This is a genomic window from Exiguobacterium sp. PFWT01 (assembly GCF_018255795.1).
In the GTDB taxonomy this organism is placed as follows: domain Bacteria; phylum Bacillota; class Bacilli; order Exiguobacteriales; family Exiguobacteriaceae; genus Exiguobacterium.
In genome coordinates this window covers 888,007-907,851 of sequence record NZ_CP073755.1, presented here as the reverse complement: position 1 = coordinate 907,851, position 19,845 = coordinate 888,007, and the positions used below count along the sequence as shown (strand labels likewise).

Annotated in this window: 21 protein-coding genes and 1 riboswitch; of the genes, 2 read left to right on the top strand and 19 right to left on the bottom strand. The window is 50.3% G+C overall.

The features are described from left to right. Positions 1-114 precede the first annotated feature (114 nt). A complete protein-coding gene (locus tag KD909_RS04725; protein ID WP_211782542.1) occupies positions 115-387 on the bottom strand; it encodes an acylphosphatase in 273 nt (90 codons plus the stop codon). A gap of 92 nt (positions 388-479) precedes the next feature. Here KD909_RS04725 and KD909_RS04720 point away from each other — a divergent pair, with 92 nt between their 5' ends. Then, the gene (locus tag KD909_RS04720) at positions 480-1,862 is read left to right on the top strand and encodes an alanine/glycine:cation symporter family protein (RefSeq protein ID WP_211782541.1); all 1,383 of its coding nucleotides are present in this window, start codon (positions 480-482) and stop codon (positions 1,860-1,862) included. A gap of 35 nt (positions 1,863-1,897) precedes the next feature. On the opposite strand, the gene KD909_RS04715 is transcribed toward KD909_RS04720, so the two are convergent. From KD909_RS04715 to KD909_RS04655, 13 genes are all read right to left on the bottom strand, one after another. Further along, positions 1,898-2,881 (bottom strand): L-lactate dehydrogenase, encoded by a 984-nt coding sequence (locus tag KD909_RS04715; RefSeq protein ID WP_211782540.1) that lies wholly within the window; start codon positions 2,879-2,881, stop codon positions 1,898-1,900. A 104-nt stretch (positions 2,882-2,985) separates the two neighbouring features. Continuing rightward, a complete protein-coding gene (locus KD909_RS04710; RefSeq protein ID WP_249199083.1) occupies positions 2,986-3,408 on the bottom strand; it encodes a DUF6678 family protein in 423 nt (140 codons plus the stop codon). Beyond that, positions 3,405-3,839 carry a hypothetical protein gene (locus KD909_RS04705; RefSeq protein ID WP_211782539.1) on the bottom strand — a complete coding sequence of 145 codons (435 nt, stop codon included), beginning with the start codon at positions 3,837-3,839 and terminating at the stop codon, positions 3,405-3,407. The genes KD909_RS04710 and KD909_RS04705 overlap by 4 nt, the downstream gene beginning before the upstream one ends. Positions 3,840-3,908: 69 nt before the next feature. Next, on the bottom strand, positions 3,909-5,306 hold the full coding sequence (gene sufB, locus KD909_RS04700) for a Fe-S cluster assembly protein SufB (RefSeq protein WP_012726850.1): 1,398 nt from the start codon (positions 5,304-5,306) through the stop codon (positions 3,909-3,911). 19 nt (positions 5,307-5,325) lie between these two features. Further along, positions 5,326-5,760 carry a Fe-S cluster assembly sulfur transfer protein SufU gene (gene sufU, locus KD909_RS04695; protein WP_012726851.1) on the bottom strand — a complete coding sequence of 145 codons (435 nt, stop codon included), beginning with the start codon at positions 5,758-5,760 and terminating at the stop codon, positions 5,326-5,328. Next, entirely contained in the window at positions 5,750-6,970 is a 1,221-nt protein-coding gene (locus KD909_RS04690) for a cysteine desulfurase (RefSeq protein WP_211782538.1), read from the bottom strand. Before KD909_RS04690 ends, sufU begins: the two co-directional genes overlap by 11 nt. A 1-nt stretch (position 6,971) precedes the next feature. Next, the gene (gene sufD, locus KD909_RS04685; protein ID WP_211782537.1) at positions 6,972-8,240 is read right to left on the bottom strand and encodes a Fe-S cluster assembly protein SufD; all 1,269 of its coding nucleotides are present in this window, start codon (positions 8,238-8,240) and stop codon (positions 6,972-6,974) included. Between the two features lie 12 nt (positions 8,241-8,252). Next, a complete protein-coding gene (gene sufC / locus KD909_RS04680) occupies positions 8,253-9,014 on the bottom strand; it encodes a Fe-S cluster assembly ATPase SufC (protein ID WP_143180266.1) in 762 nt (253 codons plus the stop codon). A gap of 178 nt (positions 9,015-9,192) precedes the next feature. Continuing rightward, positions 9,193-10,407, bottom strand: coding sequence for an MDR family MFS transporter (locus KD909_RS04675; RefSeq protein WP_211782536.1), 1,215 nt, complete (start codon positions 10,405-10,407; stop codon positions 9,193-9,195). Positions 10,408-10,508: 101 nt separating this feature from the next. After that, complete coding sequence (locus tag KD909_RS04670) at positions 10,509-11,342, bottom strand: MetQ/NlpA family ABC transporter substrate-binding protein (RefSeq protein WP_012726856.1); 834 nt, start codon at positions 11,340-11,342, stop codon at positions 10,509-10,511. A gap of 30 nt (positions 11,343-11,372) precedes the next feature. Further along, positions 11,373-12,035 carry a methionine ABC transporter permease gene (locus tag KD909_RS04665; RefSeq protein ID WP_012726857.1) on the bottom strand — a complete coding sequence of 221 codons (663 nt, stop codon included), beginning with the start codon at positions 12,033-12,035 and terminating at the stop codon, positions 11,373-11,375. Beyond that, positions 12,025-13,053, bottom strand: a complete 1,029-nt coding sequence (locus KD909_RS04660; RefSeq protein WP_012726858.1) for a methionine ABC transporter ATP-binding protein — start codon at positions 13,051-13,053, stop codon at positions 12,025-12,027. The genes KD909_RS04665 and KD909_RS04660 overlap by 11 nt, the downstream gene beginning before the upstream one ends. Positions 13,054-13,130: 77 nt before the next feature. Next, positions 13,131-13,237, bottom strand: a riboswitch (SAM riboswitch). A gap of 450 nt (positions 13,238-13,687) precedes the next feature. Continuing rightward, on the bottom strand, positions 13,688-13,945 hold the full coding sequence (locus tag KD909_RS04655) for a thioredoxin family protein (RefSeq protein ID WP_211782535.1): 258 nt from the start codon (positions 13,943-13,945) through the stop codon (positions 13,688-13,690). A gap of 180 nt (positions 13,946-14,125) precedes the next feature. On the opposite strand from KD909_RS04655, the gene KD909_RS04650 reads away from it, so the two are divergent. Further along, the gene (locus tag KD909_RS04650; RefSeq protein ID WP_249199081.1) at positions 14,126-15,181 is read left to right on the top strand and encodes a PTS sugar transporter subunit IIC; all 1,056 of its coding nucleotides are present in this window, start codon (positions 14,126-14,128) and stop codon (positions 15,179-15,181) included. 37 nt (positions 15,182-15,218) lie between these two features. Here KD909_RS04650 and gcvH read toward each other — a convergent pair whose 3' ends face one another. The 5 genes from gcvH to KD909_RS04625 form a co-directional block, all read right to left on the bottom strand. After that, on the bottom strand, positions 15,219-15,602 hold the full coding sequence (gene gcvH, locus KD909_RS04645; protein WP_012726861.1) for a glycine cleavage system protein GcvH: 384 nt from the start codon (positions 15,600-15,602) through the stop codon (positions 15,219-15,221). A 48-nt stretch (positions 15,603-15,650) separates the two neighbouring features. Then, positions 15,651-16,004 carry an arsenate reductase family protein gene (locus tag KD909_RS04640; RefSeq protein ID WP_211782533.1) on the bottom strand — a complete coding sequence of 118 codons (354 nt, stop codon included), beginning with the start codon at positions 16,002-16,004 and terminating at the stop codon, positions 15,651-15,653. 47 nt (positions 16,005-16,051) lie between these two features. After that, a complete protein-coding gene (locus KD909_RS04635) occupies positions 16,052-16,783 on the bottom strand; it encodes a hypothetical protein (protein ID WP_211782532.1) in 732 nt (243 codons plus the stop codon). 89 nt (positions 16,784-16,872) lie between these two features. Next, a complete protein-coding gene (locus tag KD909_RS04630; protein WP_159562606.1) occupies positions 16,873-18,657 on the bottom strand; it encodes an acyl-CoA dehydrogenase family protein in 1,785 nt (594 codons plus the stop codon). Positions 18,658-18,670: 13 nt separating this feature from the next. Then, on the bottom strand, positions 18,671-19,843 hold the full coding sequence (locus KD909_RS04625; RefSeq protein WP_012726865.1) for an acetyl-CoA C-acetyltransferase: 1,173 nt from the start codon (positions 19,841-19,843) through the stop codon (positions 18,671-18,673). Positions 19,844-19,845: the final 2 nt, after the last annotated feature.

Below are 19,845 nucleotides of genomic sequence, written 5' to 3'. Positions count from 1 at the left end.
TTATACACACTTCCTATCGTTTGACTACCCTATCTCCAAAATTCGAGGTTTAATTTTTTGAAATGTAGATTTCACAAAAAAATCTCCCTTTCACATGTAGGGAGATGTAAGCGGTTAATAGCGTATGTCGAACGAACTAAATTCCTGATTGTTCGCTTCCGTCCCTTCGATTCGTTCGACACCGACAAAGCGATTGCCATCCTTCAACGCCTGCTCGAAGGCGCCGATTTCTTGCTCGGTTCCTTCCGCATGTAGCTCGACTGTCCCGTCACTTAGATTGTGAACCCATCCTTTGATGCCGAATCGTTGCGCGGTCTCCTGTGAAAAATATCGAAACCCCACGCCTTGGACACGCCCAGATACAATCAAACGTCTAGCAACTCTCATTCTATTTTCCTCCTTTATTTTGTCAAAGATGTTTAGAGGTCCTCACTTTAGGAAACAGTATTTAAGTAAAATAATGGAATTGGAGTGGTTATATGAATGATATTATTAATCTTGTCACGAAGGTCTCCGACTGGCTTTGGGGCGTACCGATCATCTCGTTACTCGTCTTGTCCGGTATCTTCCTCACCATCAAGCTCGGTTTCTTTCAGTTTCGTTATCCCATCTACATATTCAAGCAAACGTTCGGCAGTATCTTCAAAAAGCCAAAAGGTGAAGGCGATATAAGCCCTAGACAAGCCTTAACGTCAGCGCTCTCTTCAACAGTCGGGGCCGCGAACATCATCGGTGTACCTGCAGCGATCATGTTCGGGGGACCGGGTGCCATCTTCTGGATGTGGGTCATCGCCATCATCGGCATGGCCATCAAGTTTTCAGAGAGTGTGCTGGCCGTCCACTACCGTGAGAAGAATGACGCCGGCGAATTCGTCGGGGGACCTGTCTACTACATTTCAAAAGGGCTTCGTTGGAAATGGCTCGCGACCTGGTTCGCCTTCGCCCTCATGATCGAACTCATCCCGAGCATCATGGTACAAGGGAACGCTATCAGCTCGGCAGTCCGCGAGACGTTCAATGGGAACACGCTCATCACGGGTATCGTCGTCGCTATTCTTGTCGGCATTATCGTCTTCGGTGGACTGAAGCGCATCGCGAAAGTCACGGAGATCGTCGTTCCTGGCATGGCACTCGTCTATGTCGGAGCCGGACTCGTCATCGTCTTGATGAACTTCTCTGAGATTCCAAACGTTCTCAGTCTCATCTTCTCTTATGCATTCGAGCCGATGGCCGCGTTCGGAGGATTTGCCGGAGCCGCCGTCGCCGAGACAATTCGTTGGGGCTTCGCCCGTGGACTCTATTCGAACGAAGCGGGTCTTGGAACAGCGCCGATTGCCCACGCCGCCGCACAAACGGATCACCCGGTGCGCCAAGGATTCTGGGCGGTCATCGGGATCGTCATCGATACGCTCATCATTTGTAGCACGACCGCCTTCGTCGTCTTGTCTTCCGGTGTGTGGACGGCAGACGGAGCGATGGATGACCCAGCGGCGTTGACGACGATCGCCTTCCGTGAATACTTCGGTTACACGGGAAGCTTACTCGTCACCATCTCGCTCATCTTCTTCGTTCTCTCGACCATTATCGTCATCATCTTTTACGGCTCGCGACAAGCCGAGTACTTGTTTGGTTTGACGGCAGGGAAAATCATGAAGGCCGTCTATATCGTTTCGATTGTCATCGGTGCAATCGGAGGCGCCCAAATGATTTGGAACTTCCTCGACTTGATGCTAGCGATGATTCTTATCCCGAACATGATTGCCGTCCTGCTTCTAAGTGGTGAAGTGAAACGATTGACGACCGAATTCTTCACATCCGAGAAGTACTATAAAAAAGATATCGCCGAAGAAGAGGCGTCTTAACCAACAATCCGACTGCTCACGCAGTCGGATCTTTTTTAGGATGCAGGTTCGACTTTCTCGATTCCCGCCTTGATGGCTTGTACCGAGGCGTCAAACTTCTGTTGTTCTTCCTCCGTCAATTCAATCTCGATGATCTTACGAATACCGCTCCGGTCGATCAAGGCCGGTACGCCGATATGCACGTCACTCGCCCCGTACTCGCCGTCTAAATGAGCACCAATCGTCACGACGGAGTTTTCATTCCGGACGATGGCCCGGATGATGCGAAGCAATCCGACCCCAATCGCATAATAGGCGGCACTCTTATACTCGATAATCTGATAAGCGGCGTCGCGCACGTCAGTATAAATCGCTTCGAGGTCCTCGAACTGATACTGTTCGTTCTCTGCTAACAGTTCATCGATACTCTTCCCATAGATACGAGCGTTGTTCCATGCGACAAATCCCGTATCGCCATGTTCCCCCATATAATAAGCGTGGCAGTTTCGTGGCGACAATTCGAAATAGTCTCCGAGTTTATAGCGGAGTCGTGCCGTATCGAGAACCGTCCCTGAGCCGATGACACGTTCTTTCGGTAGACTCGATGCCTTCCAGGCGACGTGTGCCATCACATCGACCGGGTTCGTCGCGACGACTAAGATGCCGTCAAATCCACTCTTCATCAAGTCTTGTGTGACGGTGCGGACGACCTTTGCATTTTGCTCGACGAGGTCCATCCGTGTCTGCCCGAGCTTTTGCGCCGCTCCTGCCGTGATGACGACAATGTCTGCATCTTTACAATCCGAGTAGTCGCCTGCCCAAATCCGGACCGGTGTCGGGGCGAAGGAGATCCCATGATTCAGGTCCATCGCCTCTCCTTCTGCCTTGGCATGATTCGAGTCGATCAAGACAAGCTCCTCACAAAGGGCTGCCGTGGATAATTGGTAAGCAAAACTGACCCCGACCCAACCGGCACCGATGACGGCGATGCGGGTGATGTCTTTCGGGTCAATCTCATCTTTATGCGGAATACGTGACATGTGTATCCATCCTTTCCATGATTCATTCTCTTTTTTAGCATACCCGACTCTTCCATCTTTAACGACAAAAGCTGCATGAAAAATACATGATTACGTTAAATATCCTACTTCGGTTCAAAGATTCCTGTATTCCGAATATAACCGAAAATCTGAATCGTCTCACTTTCCAAGATGAACGGAATTCTTTCTCTCTCTAAAATTGAGATGAGTTCAATGGACAGATCACAAACATCTGGGTCAATAATCACTCCCTTATAGAGCAGTACGCTTGGTCGCAAACGAATCCATTCGATGGACCGTAAAGGGGATTCCAGCCAGATTTCATCCCACTCTCCCCACAATATTTCATACTCGGACAACGAGTCGCTTGGAAACAACGTATCCTCCCCTAAGTATTTTATTTGATACGGCGGCGCATAAGTCAACTCTTCAGAGACAGCTCGATGGAGACGCTTCCATTTTGTCTCGTTCATCACCGATGTCAATTGGTGTCTCTCTATGTATTGGAGTTCTTCTCGTCGGTTCATGCTGTTGAACCTTCTATCATAAGCTCTAATTTTTCAATCGTTCGTAATACTTCTTTACGATTCTGCTTGCGTTTCATCCAAGCGGGTAATCGACTTTCGAGACTACGGTTTGTTCCCTCGCTCGTCCGAATTTTTGCCTCGATATAATATTTAATATAGTTGAGATGTTCACGGTTGTAAGCCCATAACACATGACCACAACAACCTGTTTGTAAAAATAGCGGCAAACCAAAATGAACATCGATTGGTTCTCCAATGTACTTCGTACCGCTTTCCTTCATTTGCAAATGACCGCAATGAAGACAACTGAGGCGCACCTCATCATTCTTCTCCCACACATCAGCCTGTCCCCCACATCTCGGGCAAATGACAAGCATGGGATTCATGAATGAATAAATCTCTCGGCTCTCTACTAAAAATCGATGGGTCACGTTATCGCCTCCTTATTTCATTATACAAAAAACCAGCGAAGCTTAGCTTCGCTGGTTTTTAAGTCACGATTATCCAATCGAACCTTCCATCTCGAACTTGATGAGACGGTTCATTTCGACCGCATATTCCATTGGCAATTCTTTTGTGAATGGCTCGATGAAGCCCATAACGATCATTTCTGTCGCTTCTTCTTCCGAAATTCCACGGCTCATGAGGTAGAAGAGTTGCTCTTCTGACACTTTTGAGACTTTCGCTTCGTGCTCGAGCGACACTTGGTCGTTCAAGATTTCGTTGTACGGGATTGTATCTGACGTCGACTCGTTGTCCATGATGAGCGTATCACACTCGATGTTCGAGCGCGCGCCCTTTGCCTTACGGCCGAAGTGGACGATTCCACGGTACGATACTTTTCCGCCTTGTTTCGAAATCGATTTCGAGACGATAGACGACGACGTGTTTGGTGCGAGGTGAATCATTTTCGCGCCAGCGTCTTGGTGCTGTCCTTTACCAGCGAGGGCGATTGAAAGTGTCATTCCACGTGCGCCTTCCCCTTTCAAGATGACAGCCGGGTATTTCATCGTGAGTTTCGATCCGATGTTTCCATCGATCCACTCCATTGATCCACCCGCTTCACAGACTGCACGTTTCGTTACCAAGTTGTAGACGTTGTTCGCCCAGTTTTGGATTGTCGTGTAACGGCAGTATGCATCTTTGTTGACGAAGATCTCAACGACCGCTGAGTGAAGCGAGTTCGTTGTGTAGACCGGTGCCGTACATCCTTCGACGTAATGAACCGATGCGCCTTCGTCGACGATGATGAGCGTACGCTCGAACTGACCCATGTTTTCCGAGTTGATGCGGAAATAGGCTTGGAGCGGTTGCTCGAGTTTCACGCCTTTTGGTACGTAGATGAACGAGCCACCCGACCAAACTGCTGAGTTGAGGGCCGCAAACTTGTTGTCCGTCGGCGGAATCAACTTCCCGAAGTACTCTTTGAAGATCTCTTCGTCTTCTTTAAGGGCTGTGTCTGTATCTTTGAAGATGACACCTTTTTCTTCGAAGTCTTCTTGCATGCTGTGGTAGACAACCTCAGACTCATACTGAGCCGAGACACCTGCCAAGTATTTTTGCTCTGCTTCTGGGATACCGAGCTTGTCAAACGTACGTTTGATTTCTTCTGGTACCTCATCCCATGAGCGTTCTGTCTTCTCAGATGGTTTGACATAGTACGTGATTTCGTCGAAATCAAGTGCCGAGAGGTCTCCGCCCCATGTCGGCATCGCCATCTTGTTGAAGTGATCCAACGACTTCAAACGGAAGTCGAGCATCCATTGCGGCTCTTCTTTCATGCGCGAGATCGTCTCTACGATTTCTGTCGTCAAGCCACGGCCTGAACGGAAAATCGAAACGTCCCGATCATGGAAGCCGTATTTATAATCGCCAATTTCCGGCATGTTCTTTGCCATATCGGTCTCCTCCTTCTCCTTACGCGTCCTCGTCTACTCCTTTTTCAAGCGCTTTCCACGCGAGCGTGGCACACTTGATTCGAGCCGGGAATTTCGATACGCCTGAGAGCGCCTCGATATCACCGAGGTCAAACGTATCCGTGTCGTACTCTTTGCCTTGAACCATTTCAGAGAAGATGTTGGCGAGTTGAAGCGCCTCTTCTACTGTTTTTCCTTTGACGATTTGGGTCATCATCGATGCCGAGGCAAGACTGATTGAGCAGCCCTCCCCTTCAAACTTTGCATCTTTGACGATGTTGTCTTCGACCTGTAGTTGAAGACGAAGCGAATCCCCACACGTCGGGTTGTTCAAGTCCACCGTCACGCCATCTTCGATGACGCCACGGTTTCTTGGGTTTTTATAGTGATCCATGATGACCTGTCGGTACAACATGTCGAGATTATTAAAACTCATAATTGAAATACTCCTTCGTTTGACGTAATCCCTCGATGAAGCGGTCGACTTCTTCTTTTGTGTTGTACAAATAGAAGCTCGCCCGTGCCGTCGATGATTGCTTCAAAAGACGCATGAGTGGTTGTGCACAGTGGTGACCGGCACGAACCGCGATGCCTTGCATATCGAGAACGGTCGCGAGGTCGTGCGCGTGCACGTCCTTCAAGTTGAACGTGACGAGACCAACGCGATCTTCAGGACCGTAAATCTCAATCCCTTCAATCGTTTTCATCTGTTCAATCGCGTAAGACGCGAGTTCACGTTCGTGTGCTTCGACGTTCTCAAGACCGATTTCTTCTAAAAAGTCGATGGCAGCCGCAAGTCCGACCGCTCCGGCGATAATCGGTGTCCCCGCTTCGAAACGGTACGGGATGTCTTTCCACGTCGATTCATACAAATCGACATAGTCGATCATCTCGCCACCGAACTCGACCGGCTCCATGTTTTTGAGGAGTTGTTTCTTCCCATATAAGACACCGATTCCAGTCGGTCCGAGCATCTTATGTCCAGAAAAGGCGAGGAAGTCACAGTCGAGTGCTTGGACGTCCAATTTTCGATGCGGTGCACTTTGTGCGGCATCGACGACCATGACAGCACCTTTTTCATGCGCGAGTCGAGCGACTTCGGCAATCGGATTGATCGTCCCGAGCACGTTCGAGACGTGACTCATCGCAACGATTTTCGTCCGGTCCGATAAGATGGCTTGAACGGCATCCAGTGTGACCCGTCCGTCCGGCGTGAGTTCGACGTATCGAAGCGTCGCACCTTTACGTTTGGCAAGTCGTTGCCACGGAATCAAGTTCGCATGGTGTTCCATCGGGGTGAGGACGATTTCGTCGCCTTCACCGACATTCGCATCTCCGTAGCTCGATGCGACCAAGTTGATGGCCGTCGTCGTTCCACGAGTGAAAATGATTTCTTCAGGAACCGCCGCATGGATGAACGAGCGGACGCGTTCGCGTGCTCCCTCATACGCATCCGTCGCTTGCGTCCCGAGCGTATGGACGCCACGATGCACGTTCGAATGGTTGCGACGATAATAGTCCTCGATCGCCTCGATGACAGCGAGCGGCTTTTGTGAGCTCGCCGCGCTATCAAGATAAACGAGCGGGTGTCCATTGATTTCCTGATCTAAAATCGGAAACTGTTCACGAATCGAGGCGTTCAACATCTTAACGTACTTTCCCTTCGATGACTTCGCGGAGACGGTCTTTGACCGAATCGATTGCGAGTTCTTCGACGACAGGCGTCAAGAATCCATGGATGATTAAACGCTCTGCCTCTTGGCGAGACAATCCACGGCTCATCAAGTAGTACAATTGAACATCATCGACACGACCGACAGACGCTGCGTGACCTGCCATAACGTCATCTTCATCGATAAGAAGAATTGGGTTGGCATCCCCACGAGCTTTTTCAGAGAGCATCAAGACGCGCTCTGTTTGTACCCCGTTCGATTTTGACGCACCGTGGTGAATCATCGATGTCCCGCTGAAGATCGCAGTGGCTGCGTCTTTTTGGACACCGTGAATCAAGATGAACCCTTCAGATGCTTTTCCGAAGTGGTCGGTACGGATGTTGAAGTTTTGTTTCTGTGCACCGCGACCGATCGTCACAGCTTTTGTATCTGAGTACGTGTTGTCGCCGACGAGGTGAGTCTTCGTCTCGACGACCGAGTTCCCGTCGTTCATGTGACCGAGCGCCCAATCAAGGCGACCGTTCGCATAGACGACTCCGCGACGGTTCATGAACGTAAGTGCTGATTCAGCGAGCTGTTCGACACCACCGAAGACGACTTTCGCGTTCTCTCCTGCGAATACTTCCGTCACGACGTTGACCGTATGCGGTTCGTTCGTGCCTGAAAGGAAGTTTTCGATGTAGGTCACTTCACTGCCTTCGTCAGCGACGAGGATCGTGTGGTGATAGAGGGCACCGTTCGCCTGTTCCATCGTGAAGATCGCTTGAAGCGGATCTTTTAATTGCGTGTTTTTCGGTACGTAGATGAACGCACCTCCGTTTGTGAGGGCAGCGTTCAACGCCGAAAGACGCTCTTCATCGACACGTACGCCTTCCGTCATGAAGTATTTCTCAACGAGCTCTGGATGTTGCTCCATCGCTTCTTTGATTCCCATGAACAAGACGCCTTCTGGCATCGACAATTCGTTATAGACGACATGACCGTTGCGTTCAACGAGCACGTTTGTCCGGTGGTCTCCGAGGAGTGATTCGATGTCTGCTGTCAAGCCGTCTTTTTGTTCGAGCTCGACATCACCCGCTGCGAAGTCCCACTTATCAATCTTAATCTTTTCAACTTTTGGCAAAGCAAGTGTCGGCGCAAGTTCTGCTGCCTCTTTACGACGGTTGACCATCCATGCTGGTCCGCCGAGCGCTTCTGCACGTGCCGACAACGCTTGTGCATCCAATTCAAATTGTACGGTCATCGTACAGCCTCCTTACGCTTCTGTGTCTACTGTCATTCCGAGTTCTTGCTTCACCCAGTCGTAACCTTCTGCCTCGAGTCGTTGTGCGAGCTCTTTACCACCAGACATGACGATTTTCCCGTCCATCATGATGTGTACGAAGTCTGGCTCGATATAGTTGAGGAGACGTTGATAGTGCGTGATGATCAAGCAGCCGAACTCCTCTGAACGCATTTCGTTTACGCCTTTGGCAACGACTTTAAGGGCATCGATATCAAGACCTGAGTCGATTTCATCCAAGATGGCGATGTTCGGTTGAATCATCATCATTTGAAGAATTTCGTTACGCTTCTTCTCACCGCCTGAGAATCCTTCGTTTAAGTAACGGTGTGCCATTTCTGAAGGGATTTCGAGAAGTTCCATCTTCGCATCGAGTTCACGGATGAACTTCATGAGCGAGATTTCTTGACCTTCTTCACGACGTGAGTTGATTGCCGAACGCAAGAAGTCCGCGTTTGTGACACCACTGATTTCAGCCGGGTACTGCATCGCAAGGAACATCCCTGCTTGTGCGCGCTCGTCGACTTCCATCTCGAGGACATCTTCGCCGTTTAATTCGACGCTTCCCCCAGTGACCTCATAAAGTGGATGACCCATGAGTGCTGATGCGAGTGTTGATTTACCAGTCCCGTTCGGACCCATGATGGCATGAATTTCGCCACCTTTAATTTCTAGGTTAAGACCTTTGACAATCTCTTTTCCTTCGATTGAGACGCGGAGGTCATCAATTTTCATTTGTGGTACGTTAGACATTCGGATACCCCTTCCGTATTTTCTCGCCATAGTGAATGGCGTAGATTAGATATATTCTAATCTTAGACTAGTCATTTTTTTATTTCAAGCGACTCACCTTAGAATTCATTCTCAATAGAATGATAAAAGTTGAGAATGCTAATAGTAGGAAATCAAGACATTATCCGGCATTTTCTTCGACGAGTGCGAGGACCGCTTTCCGCTCTCGTACGGCAACCGCGAAGAAGAAGGCACCGCACCCCGTCAAGAGCGCCAAACTTCCGAATACAGGAAGCGATGACTGACCGAATGTATCGAGTAATACACCCCCGATAATCGGTCCGACCGTCTGTCCGAGTGACGTCAATCCCATCGCCCCGAAATAAGTGCCCCGTAAATGTTCCGGCGCGAGTTCATCTGTCAAGACGTCCGTCATCGTGAACATCAACACCTCACCGACGGTAAAGATGGCCATCGCGACAAAGAGGACCCACTCTACCGTCGCAAATCCGATGAGCAAAAGTCCGAATGACAACGTCGAAATCCCGAAAAAGAGTGACTTGATCGGAGAGACTCGAATCCCGAAACGCATGATCGGATATTGGACGATGAGAACCGTGATGGCGTTTGTCGTCAATAAGTAAGCGAACAATCTCGAACCGTCTTCTAGCCCGTCGCGTAGCGCAATGAATTGAGGAAGCGTCGAATTGAACTGACTGTAACCGATAATCGCGAAAATCATCCCGATGATGACCGCACGGAATGTCCGGTCGTCTCTCAGGACACGAAACGTCTCCGTCAAGCGTGGGCGTGCCTTGACCCCATCCCCTTCTTCAAACGGATATTTGTAAAACAAGATAGATATAATGATTCCGTATAATATGTAGACAGCCGTCACGACGAAGAACGCGGTCTTCACACCAGTGAGTGACAAGACGACCGCCAAGAGTGGTCCGATGGCCGCGGCGATATTGATCATGAAGTAACGGACATTATAGACGATGACCCGCTGATCTGCCTGCGTCGTATCACTGATGAGTGCACGCGAAGCCGGTTCTAGGAATGATCGCGACATCCCCATCAACATCGATAGCATGTAAAACCAAAACAGTTCCGTCGCAAGTGCGAGACCAGCGAACGTGACGGCATTCAGCACGATCCCAATCAACATGAGCTGTTTTCGTCCATACCGATCAGAGAGTGTCCCCCCAAAGAAGCTCATGAACAGACCTGAAAGTGCCGTCACAGCAAAGATCGTTCCGATCACACTCGCCGAAAAGCCGAGCGTGGCCAGATAGATCGCAAAAAATGGCATGACAAAAAACGTCGCCAGTCGTGCAAAAAACGTCCCGAACAGGACGCCCCACGTCAGTGGATGAATCTGTCTGAGCTTCATCCAAATCCCCCCTTTTCTTTCATATATGTAGTGTACTTCTCTTTATGAAAGAACACTAGACAAAAAAAGACCCAGGAGGAAGACTCCTGAGTCGAGATGACTTATTGTTTGACCGGTACGACCGCACCTTTGTATTCGTCCAAGATCCACTGTTGTGTCTCTTCAGACGTCAATACTTCGAGGAGTGCTTTGACGCGCTCATCTTCTTCGTCCCCTTCACGCGTGACGATCAAGTTGACGTATGGTGAATCTTCACCTTCGAGTGCGATTGCATCTTCAAGTGGGTTAAGGCCTGCATCGATCGCATAGTTCGTGTTGATGAGGACCGCATCGCCTTCTCCGTTATTGTAAGCTGTCGGAAGAAGTGCTGCTTCCACATCCGTCTTGAATTTCAAGTCTTTCGGGTTGTCGACGATGTCAGCGACTGTCGCATCGACCGTTTTGCCTTCAGCAAGCGTGATGAGACCTTCTGACTGGAGCATCGTAAGGATTCGTCCGTGGTCAGCGACCGAAGAGCTCATGATGATTTCTGCACCTTCAGGAAGCTCGTCGAGCGATTTGTATTTTTGTGAGTAGACACCAATCGGCTCGATGTGAACGCCACCTGCTGATGCGAATTTGTAGTCTTTGTTTTCAGCCATTTGTGACTTGAGGTATGGTTCGTGTTGGAAGTAGTTCGCATCGAGTTCCCCGCTCGCGAGCGTCTTGTTTGGAAGCACGTAGTCTTGGAACTTCTTGATTTCGAGTTTGTAGCCCTTTGCTTCATATTCTTCTTGTACGTGCTCTAAAATCTCAGCGTGCGGTACGTTTGACGCACCGACGATCAATGTTTTGTCATCGCCAGAACCTGTTTCTGCCTCTTCCCCGCCGCAAGCTGCGAGAACCGTGAATGCTGATAAAGCTGTCAATCCGAGTACTGTTTTCCAAGTTTTCATAATGAATCCCTCCAAATGGTATATGTGTGATTAAGCTGAGCGTTTATCAATTTTTGTGACGAGTCGGTCACCGATGAACTGGATGACGAATACGATGATCAAGATGAGCACCGTCGCCACGAACGTGACATCGTTTTGTGAGCGTTGGAACCCTTCCAAGAAGGCCAAGTTCCCGAGTCCGCCCCCACCGACGACTCCCGCCATTGCCGTATAACCGACGATGGCAACGATGGTCACCGTGAGTCCCGACACGATTGCCGGAAGAGCTTCCGGAATCAAGACTTTATAGATGATTTGCCATTTCGTCGCTCCCATCGATTCGGCCGCCTCGATGACGCCACGGTCGACTTCACGAAGCGCAAGTTCGACCATCCGAGCGTAAAACGGTGCCGCTCCGATGATGAGCGCAGGAAGCGCCGCCGTCGAACCGAGCATCGTACCGAGTAGGAACAACGTGAACGGGATGAGTAAGATAATTAAGATGATGAACGGAATCGAACGGAACACGTTGACGATCGCGCTGACGAAAACGTAAATCGGACGATTCTTCAATAAAAGTGATTCGTTTGTAATGTAGAGAATCAAACCTAAAGCGAGTCCGATCACAAACGTCGCCACACCTGCGACGAGCGTCATGTATAGCGTCTCCCAAGTCTGTTCCATCATAATTTGCCAATCTACGTTAGGAAACATCGCTTTCCACCTCCACTTCTACGGATTGCGAACGAATCGATGTGATGGCACGTTCGATTTCACTTGCTTCCCCAATCAGTTGGATGAATAGCGTACCGAGCGCACCGACTTGTGACTGGGTCACGTTCCCGCCGATGATGTTGAATCCGATATCATGCGTCTTGAGAACGTCAGACAAAATCGGTTGTTCTGCCGTCTCGTTCAAGAATTTCAATTTGACGATTTGACCGCTCGGATATCGTTCTTTAAGGTGTTCGAACGTGAGCGACAGATCGTCGACCGCCCCGATTTGCTTGACGAATTCTTTCGTAATCGGTTGCTCCGGATGTTGGAACACGTCCGAGACTTGACCCGTCTCGACGACTTTTCCGGCCTCCATCACGGCGACACGGTGACAAATCTTTTGGATGACGTGCATCTCATGCGTGATGAGGACGATCGTCAATCCGAGCTTCTTATTGATGCTGACGAGCAGTTCGAGAATCGAATCCGTCGTCTTCGGGTCGAGCGCGCTTGTCGCTTCGTCACAGAGGAGAACCTCAGGATTGGTAGCGAGCGCGCGGGCGATTCCGACTCGCTGTTTTTGACCGCCCGACAGTTGCGATGGATAGCTATCCTCACGACCAGCCAAGCCTACGAGCTCGACGAGTTCCTGGACGCGTCGTTTCCGCTCACTTGCCGGAACCCCGATCAGTTCGAGTGGGAAACTGATGTTTTCTGCGACCGTGCGCGACCACAGAAGATTAAAGTGCTGGAAGACCATCGAGACGTTCTTGCGAACTCCCCGTAGTTCTTTCGGGCTGAGCTTCGTGAGCTCACTCCCGGCGACCTCGATTTCACCGCTTGACGGAGACTCGAGACGGTTGAGCAATCGGATGAGCGTCGACTTCCCCGCCCCCGAATATCCGATTATTCCAAAAATTTCACCGCGATCAATCGTTAGTGACACATCATCGACCGCCTGGACACGACCATTCTTCGTATCGAACCATTTGGCGACGTTTCGTAATTGAATCAATACCTTTCCCTCCTGACAACAAAAAAAGCGCGCACGTTTGAGCAAACGTGCGCACTTTATCGTACGGACAACGATTGCTCTCATCTGTCAAGGTTTCTCACCTTGCTGGAATTAGCACCATTTCGGATTACTCCGCGGTTGCTGGGCGTCATAGGGCCAGTCCCTCAGCCTCTCTTGATAAGAGTGTTGTGTATTCGATTAGCTTTATCATAGCGACAGCTTTTTCTGCTGTCAAATCCTTTTTTCAAAAAAATTAAAAAAAGGTGCCGTCCGAGGACGACACAGAACGTAGCACCTTGAGTCACGGAAGGACAGCCCATAGATGAAAATCTTTTGCCCGTTCAAGATTTACATCCTTATATGGGGGAGATTCACCAATCATCACTCGATCTTAGCTTGGACCGTGCGATTATACGGAACGTCTGTCTTCGCTTGATTTTTTTGGGGGACAATCGAAGGGAAGACTGACGTGTATTCGTATAAAGGTAGCAGCGGCTTCGCCAAAACGTCTTGATATCGGGAATATCGCGTCCTATTTTGTGTTCAAGTAAGATGTTGTAATGAATATACCATTCGTGAACTTTCTGTGTCAACTGATTATTTAAAATTTTCAGATTATTCTAATGTTCCTCTCTCACTTCACGAAAGAGAGGACATGTTGCACATTTTGAAACGCGTACAATCGATCTTGAACCTCGCCATTTTCAAGCTTCAACAAGGCGGGTACGCTCATCACTTGGTAGGCTTCTAGCTCTTTTGGGATATAGTTCGCATCTCGCTTTTCGACTTTAATTTCAGGGGCGACCGCTTCGACGACCGTCAACATTTTTTCCGCCACAGCGCATGTACCACACATCGGGGCGTATATATATAAGAATCCGTCTGTAATCATTCTTCTCACCTCTCTTGTCATTATAAGGGGCGATGGATTCCCATTCAAAAATCGTGCTTTGATGAAATTTCAGAATTTTTCAATGATTCTCTTGACTCTTTCTGGTGAGAGGAATAATATGGGTTCTAACTTTATCGCTTTTGTACATAACAGCAAAGAAGAAGGACAGGTGAATGAATGATGACGGAACAAACAACAGGTACGATGAAACAGTTCACGATGAACGTCTTAAACGGTCTCAGCATGGCGATTCTGATCGCCCTCATCCCGAGCGCACTACTCGGTGAATTAACGAAAGCCATACTTCCGTATTTTCCGTCTCTTCAATTCATATTGGATGCGACGACGATTGCGATGCGGCTTCTGCCAGCCATTATCGGGCTAGCGGTCGCCATGCAGTTCGGACGATCGATTCTCGAAGCCGGGACGATCGCGATTGCGACGTATGTCGGTAGCGGTGCCGTTCGAATCGACGAAGGGGCGTTCGTGATGGCGGGCATCGGGGATGTGATCACAGCCGGTGTGACCGCTGCAATCGCTACACTTCTTGTCATGAAGCTCGCTCCCCACTTGAAGACGTATACGGTCATTGTTATGCCGATGACCGTCATTGTCGTCGCAGGAGGCATCGGTACTTTCCTACTGACCTACATCTCCCAGATCACGACGTATATCGGTCTACTCATCATGACAATGACTGACCTGCAACCGGTCCTCATGGGGATCCTGATCGCCATGGCGTTCTCACTCATCATCGTCTCACCGATCTCGACTGTCGGGATTGCGACAGCCATCAGTCTGTCCGGTGTCGCGGCTGGTGCGGCGAACCTCGGTGTCGTCGCTGCCGGATTCGGTCTCGCGATTGCCGGATGGCAGGCGAACGCGACCGGCACATCGATTGCCCATTTCCTCGGCTCTCCGAAGATTCAGATGGCGAACTTTGTCCGACGTCCCATCATGATGCTTCCCATTTTGGCAAATGCGGCGATTCTCGGTGCGCTCGCAGGGATTCTAAAAATTGAAGGAACACCCATCAGCGCCGGGTTCGGGGTGTCAGGTCTCATCGGTCCGGTGAACGCCCTTCATCTCATGCCGGGTGGATTCGCTCTCTTCAACGTCCTGCTCGTCATCGTCTTGTTCGGCCTGATTCCGGTCGCACTCGGAATCTTCTTCTATCGCGTGTTTGAACGGGCGACTCTCGTCAAATCCGATCATTACCGACTCGATTTCGAGTAAAAAAAGCCGGCTTCTCCATTGGAGAGGCCGGTTTTGATTATCCTTGAATCATCGCTTCGTATTCTTCTGCAGACATGAGCTTGTCGAGGTCTGACTCTTCCGTCAACTCGACTTCGATCATCCATGCGTTTTCAAACGGCGACTCGTTGACGAGTTCTGGAGAATCCGCGAGGTCCTCGTTCACTGCTGTGATGCGACCTGATACTGGTGCATACAACTCAGAGACCGTCTTCACTGATTCGACTGAACCGAATGGCTCGTCGAGCAAAATCGTACCATCGACTTCTGGGAGTTCGACAAACACGATATCCCCTAGTTCGCTTTGTGCGAAATCCGTAATGCCGATGCGGGCTTTCGTTCCGTTTACTTCTACCCACTCATGTTCTTTTGAATAACGTAAATTTGCTGGTACTTTGCTCATCCTAACTTCCCCCTCAAATAAATTAGACTCACATCTGTATTATAGCACTTAGCCCCAAACGTCCGTAAAGGACTTTTCTGAAAATCCGATGGTCGTTTTTTCACCATTTGTGACGATTGGTCGCTTCAAAAGCATACCATTGCTCGATAATAGCTCAAGTTGTTCGTCTTCTGATAGATTTGGCAGCTTGTCCTTGATGCCTTCGTTCCGATAGACTTGCCCGCTCGTATTGAAGAACTTCTTGAGTGGTAGACCTGATTGTTTCCACAGTTCGGCGAGTTCCGCTTTCGTCGGTGTCGATTCGACGATATGAACGTATGTATACGCGATGCCTTGCTCCTTCAACCATTTTTCTGCTTTTTTACATGTACTGCATGGTGGATAGCCGTATAGTGTCACCATCTGTTCATCACCTCTATTCTCAATGTAGCATATTCCGAGAAATCAATTCACGTTTCAAGCAACCGTTCAATCTCTCGCTTCATCGTCGGGTTCACTTCGTGCCTCGCTTCGATCAACCGTAAGATCGCCACTGCCGCCTCGATTGACCTGCCGTATCCTTTTACCCCATCTGACAAGAAGGGAATCATCTCCGGCTGTCTCGACTCGACCCGGCGTGTCGGATTGAACGGATCTCCTTGTCCGCCGAGCGCCTTCAAGACGTTTTGAACGGCCGCGACTTGGACGAGTTCGAATCCGGCGAGCATCTCGCCCCGACGTTCCCGAAGTAAGCCGACATATAGGTTCGTCAACGCCTCTTCATAATAATAATCCGCTGATTCACGTGTGATTTCGAGGCGTGGTGTCGCAAATACTTCGAGCGCTTCGTCCCGTCGCCAGACGACACGTCCTGGAGTATAGGCGATGGTCGCCAGTTCATGCAGTTCGAAGACGGCGAACTCACCATAAATGCCATCCTGATACATGATTTTATGCCCGTCCTTCGTGTTTTGGAACTGATAGTGAAGCGGTTCGACCTCGAGCCAGTCGAGTCGGTCGATAAAGCGCGCCTTCTGCCCATCCTCGACAATCAAAAAGAAATCGAGGTCCGAATACTCATCTAACCGCTCCGTCTCTTGTCCAATCGAACCCAATGCGAGCAGCATGAGCGTCCCGTCCTTTTCGGCAACGGACCGTCCAATGCATTCCATCCGGTCGAGTAATACGTCTCGTTTTGTCATCTTCTCTCCCCCTCGTCTCTATTGTACGTGGCAGAGCTCAAAAAAAGAAAGGGTCGACCGCGTCCGGTCCACCCTTTCTGTCCATTTGATTAGACGATAAACTTGTTCGCTTTGATGAGGCTCGCTGCGACTTCGCGCTTCGTGCCGATCACATTGATTGGCTGGTAGCGGCTGAACTTCTTCATTGCCGAGAGAAGCATACGTTGCTCGTCACCAGACGCCGCTGCGTACAACACTTCTTTCGCCATGAGTTCGACTTGCTTGAACACTTGCTCCGCAAAGATTTCTGTGTAGCGGACTTTGAGCGTGTTCTTCTCTTCGCCTGAACGGGCAATCGCTTTGTCTGTACGAGCGATGGCTGCTTCAAGCGCATAGATGGCACTGATCATGTCTGCAATCTTCGCCAAGATTTCTTGTTCGTTTTGAAGGTCTTGTTGATACTTCTGAACAGCTGTACCTGCGACCATCAAGTTGATTTTCTTCATGTTCGAAAGGAGCATCTTCTCGCGAGCGAGTGGTGAGCCATCCAATTCTTGTGGCATGTAGCTCATGAGCTCTTTTTGAAGTTTTTGCGCTTCTGCGAGGAGCGGCAATTCACCTTTCATCGCTTTCTTGAGGAGCGTACCTGGGACGATCAAACGGTTGATCTCGTTCGTTCCTTCGAAGATACGGTTGATTCGTGAGTCACGGTAGAGGTTCTCGACTTCATATTCGGCCATGAATCCGTATCCACCGTGAATCTGGACCGCTTCGTCGACGACATAGTCGAATGTTTCAGAAGCGAAGACTTTGTTGAGTGAGCATTCGATCGCGTATTCTGCGATTGCTTGTGCGACTTTCGATCCGTCGCGCATGTTCTCATCACCGAGTGCATCCAAGCTATCCTGGAACAAACCACCTGTACGATAGACTGAACTTTCCATCGCATAGATGTTCGCTGCCATCGTCGCCAATTTCTCTTGGATGAGTGGGAATTGGCTGATCGGTGTCTTGAACTGTTTGCGCTCGTTCGCGTATTGAACCGAGAGGTCGAATGCACGTTTTGAAGAACCGACTGCTCCGACTGCGAGTTTGTAACGACCGACGTTCAAGATGTTGAAGGCGATGACGTGACCTTTTCCAACTTCACCGAGAAGGTTGTCGACTGGTACTTCGACATCTTCAAGGATGAGCGTACGTGTCGACGATCCCTTGATTCCCATCTTCTGCTCTTCTGCGCCCGTTGAGACTCCTTTGAAGTCACGCTCGACGATGAAGGCACTGAACTTGTCGCCATCGATTTTCGCATAGACGACGAACACGTTCGCGAAGCCGGCGTTTGTGATCCATTGTTTCTCACCGTTCAAGACGTAGTGCGTGCCCGCCTCATTCAAGACAGCTGTCGTTTTCGCACCGAGGGCGTCAGACCCTGAGCCTGGCTCAGTGAGCGCGTAAGCCGCGATCCATTCGCCTGTCGCGAGTTTTGGCAAGTACTTGTGCTTTTGCTCTTCTGATCCGAAGAAGACGATTGGAAGCGTCCCGATCCCGACGTGTGCGCCGTAGCTGAGCGCGAACGAACGTGCTTTCGCGAAGCGCTCCGTGATGATCGAAGATGAGATTTTATCGAGTTGGTAACCGCCGTACTCTTCTGGAACGTCTGCTCCGAGAAGACCGAGCTCGCCCGCTTCTTTCAACAATTCGACAGAGAGGTCGAACTCGTGTTTCTCAATGCGCTCGAGGACTGGCATGACGCGGTCATCGACGAATCCTGCCGTGGTGTCCCCAATCATCTTATGCTCATCTGAGAAATCCTCTGGTGTGAAGAGACGCTCTGCGTCGAGTGCGTCAATGACAAAGCTACCGCCTTTAATCAATTCATGTTCTGTACGTTCCATATCCGATTCCCCCTTAAAGTAATTCGAAGACACCAGCCGCACCCATTCCGCCGCCGATACACATCGTGACAACCCCATACTTCTCATTGCGTCGTTTCATCTCATGCAAGATCGAGACTGAAAGTTTTGCTCCCGTACATCCGAGTGGGTGACCGAGGGCGATGGCGCCGCCGTTCACGTTCACTTTCGATGGATCGATGCCGAGTTCACGGATGACACCGAGTGACTGGCTCGCGAACGCTTCGTTCAACTCGAACAATCCGACTTCTTCTAACTTCACGCCAGCCATCTCGAGTGCTTTCGGAATGGCGACGACTGGACCGATCCCCATCACTTCCGGACGGACACCGCCGACCGCGAACGAGAGGAACTTGGCCATCGGTTGCAATCCTTGGCGTTCTGCTTCTTCACGGTCCATGACGAGAACTGCTGCTGCTCCGTCGGATACTTGTGAAGCGTTACCCGCCGTGACCGACCCTTTGATTTTGAAAGCCGGGCGAAGTTTCCCGAGTGCTTCAATCGTCGAATCGGCGCGGACACCTTCGTCATGCTTGACGACTTTCTCCACTTCCGCGACTTTCCCGTCTTCACCGAGTACGTGCTCGATGACCGTCACAGGAACGATTTCTTCCTGGAACTTGCCACCTGCGATGGCTGCCGCCGCCTTTTGGTGACTGTTGATGGCAAATGCATCTTGGTCTTCGCGCGAGATGTTGTATTCAGCTGCGACACGTTCTGCCGTATGTCCCATGCTCATGTAGTACTCTGGTGCCGTCTCCATGATGTGTGGGTTTGGACGGATGACGTGACCACCCATCGGGACTTGGCTCATCGACTCCATACCACCGGCGATGATGGCCGTCGCTTGACCGATCATGATTTTGGCCGCCGCGTCCGCGATGGCTTGAAGACCTGACGAGCAGTAGCGGTTGATGGTGATCGCTGGAACTTCGTGCGACAGTCCCCCCCGGACCGCCGCATAGCGAGCGATGTTCATCCCTTGCTCCGCTTCTGGCATCGCACAACCCATGATGACGTCATCAATCGGGCCTTTATATCCTGAACGCTCAAGCGTTGCCTTGATGGCATATCCCGCGAGCTCGTCCGAACGTACGTTACGGAACGAACCGCGTTTTGCTTTTCCGACCGGCGTCCGTGCGCCGGCTACGATGACTGCTTCCCTCATCT

What these genes read in the sequence shown, in the direction of transcription:
- KD909_RS04725 (WP_211782542.1), bottom strand. Translation starts at nt 387, where the DNA reads ATGAGAGTTGCTAGACGTTTGATTGTATCTGGGCGTGTCCAAGGCGTG.
- KD909_RS04720 (WP_211782541.1), top strand. Translation starts at nt 480, where the DNA reads ATGAATGATATTATTAATCTTGTCACGAAGGTCTCCGACTGGCTTTGG.
- KD909_RS04715 (WP_211782540.1), bottom strand. Translation starts at nt 2,881, where the DNA reads ATGTCACGTATTCCGCATAAAGATGAGATTGACCCGAAAGACATCACC.
- KD909_RS04710 (WP_249199083.1), bottom strand. Translation starts at nt 3,408, where the DNA reads ATGAACCGACGAGAAGAACTCCAATACATAGAGAGACACCAATTGACA.
- sufB (WP_012726850.1), bottom strand. Translation starts at nt 5,306, where the DNA reads ATGGCAAAGAACATGCCGGAAATTGGCGATTATAAATACGGCTTCCAT.
- sufU (WP_012726851.1), bottom strand. Translation starts at nt 5,760, where the DNA reads ATGAGTTTTAATAATCTCGACATGTTGTACCGACAGGTCATCATGGAT.
- KD909_RS04690 (WP_211782538.1), bottom strand. Translation starts at nt 6,970, where the DNA reads ATGTTGAACGCCTCGATTCGTGAACAGTTTCCGATTTTAGATCAGGAA.
- sufD (WP_211782537.1), bottom strand. Translation starts at nt 8,240, where the DNA reads ATGACCGTACAATTTGAATTGGATGCACAAGCGTTGTCGGCACGTGCA.
- sufC (WP_143180266.1), bottom strand. Translation starts at nt 9,014, where the DNA reads ATGAAAATTGATGACCTCCGCGTCTCAATCGAAGGAAAAGAGATTGTC.
- KD909_RS04675 (WP_211782536.1), bottom strand. Translation starts at nt 10,407, where the DNA reads ATGAAGCTCAGACAGATTCATCCACTGACGTGGGGCGTCCTGTTCGGG.
- KD909_RS04670 (WP_012726856.1), bottom strand. Translation starts at nt 11,342, where the DNA reads ATGAAAACTTGGAAAACAGTACTCGGATTGACAGCTTTATCAGCATTC.
- KD909_RS04665 (WP_012726857.1), bottom strand. Translation starts at nt 12,035, where the DNA reads ATGTTTCCTAACGTAGATTGGCAAATTATGATGGAACAGACTTGGGAG.
- KD909_RS04655 (WP_211782535.1), bottom strand. Translation starts at nt 13,945, where the DNA reads ATGATTACAGACGGATTCTTATATATATACGCCCCGATGTGTGGTACA.
- KD909_RS04650 (WP_249199081.1), top strand. Translation starts at nt 14,126, where the DNA reads ATGACGGAACAAACAACAGGTACGATGAAACAGTTCACGATGAACGTC.
- gcvH (WP_012726861.1), bottom strand. Translation starts at nt 15,602, where the DNA reads ATGAGCAAAGTACCAGCAAATTTACGTTATTCAAAAGAACATGAGTGG.
- KD909_RS04640 (WP_211782533.1), bottom strand. Translation starts at nt 16,004, where the DNA reads ATGGTGACACTATACGGCTATCCACCATGCAGTACATGTAAAAAAGCA.
- KD909_RS04635 (WP_211782532.1), bottom strand. Translation starts at nt 16,783, where the DNA reads ATGACAAAACGAGACGTATTACTCGACCGGATGGAATGCATTGGACGG.
- KD909_RS04630 (WP_159562606.1), bottom strand. Translation starts at nt 18,657, where the DNA reads ATGGAACGTACAGAACATGAATTGATTAAAGGCGGTAGCTTTGTCATT.
- KD909_RS04625 (WP_012726865.1), bottom strand. Translation starts at nt 19,843, where the DNA reads ATGAGGGAAGCAGTCATCGTAGCCGGCGCACGGACGCCGGTCGGAAAA.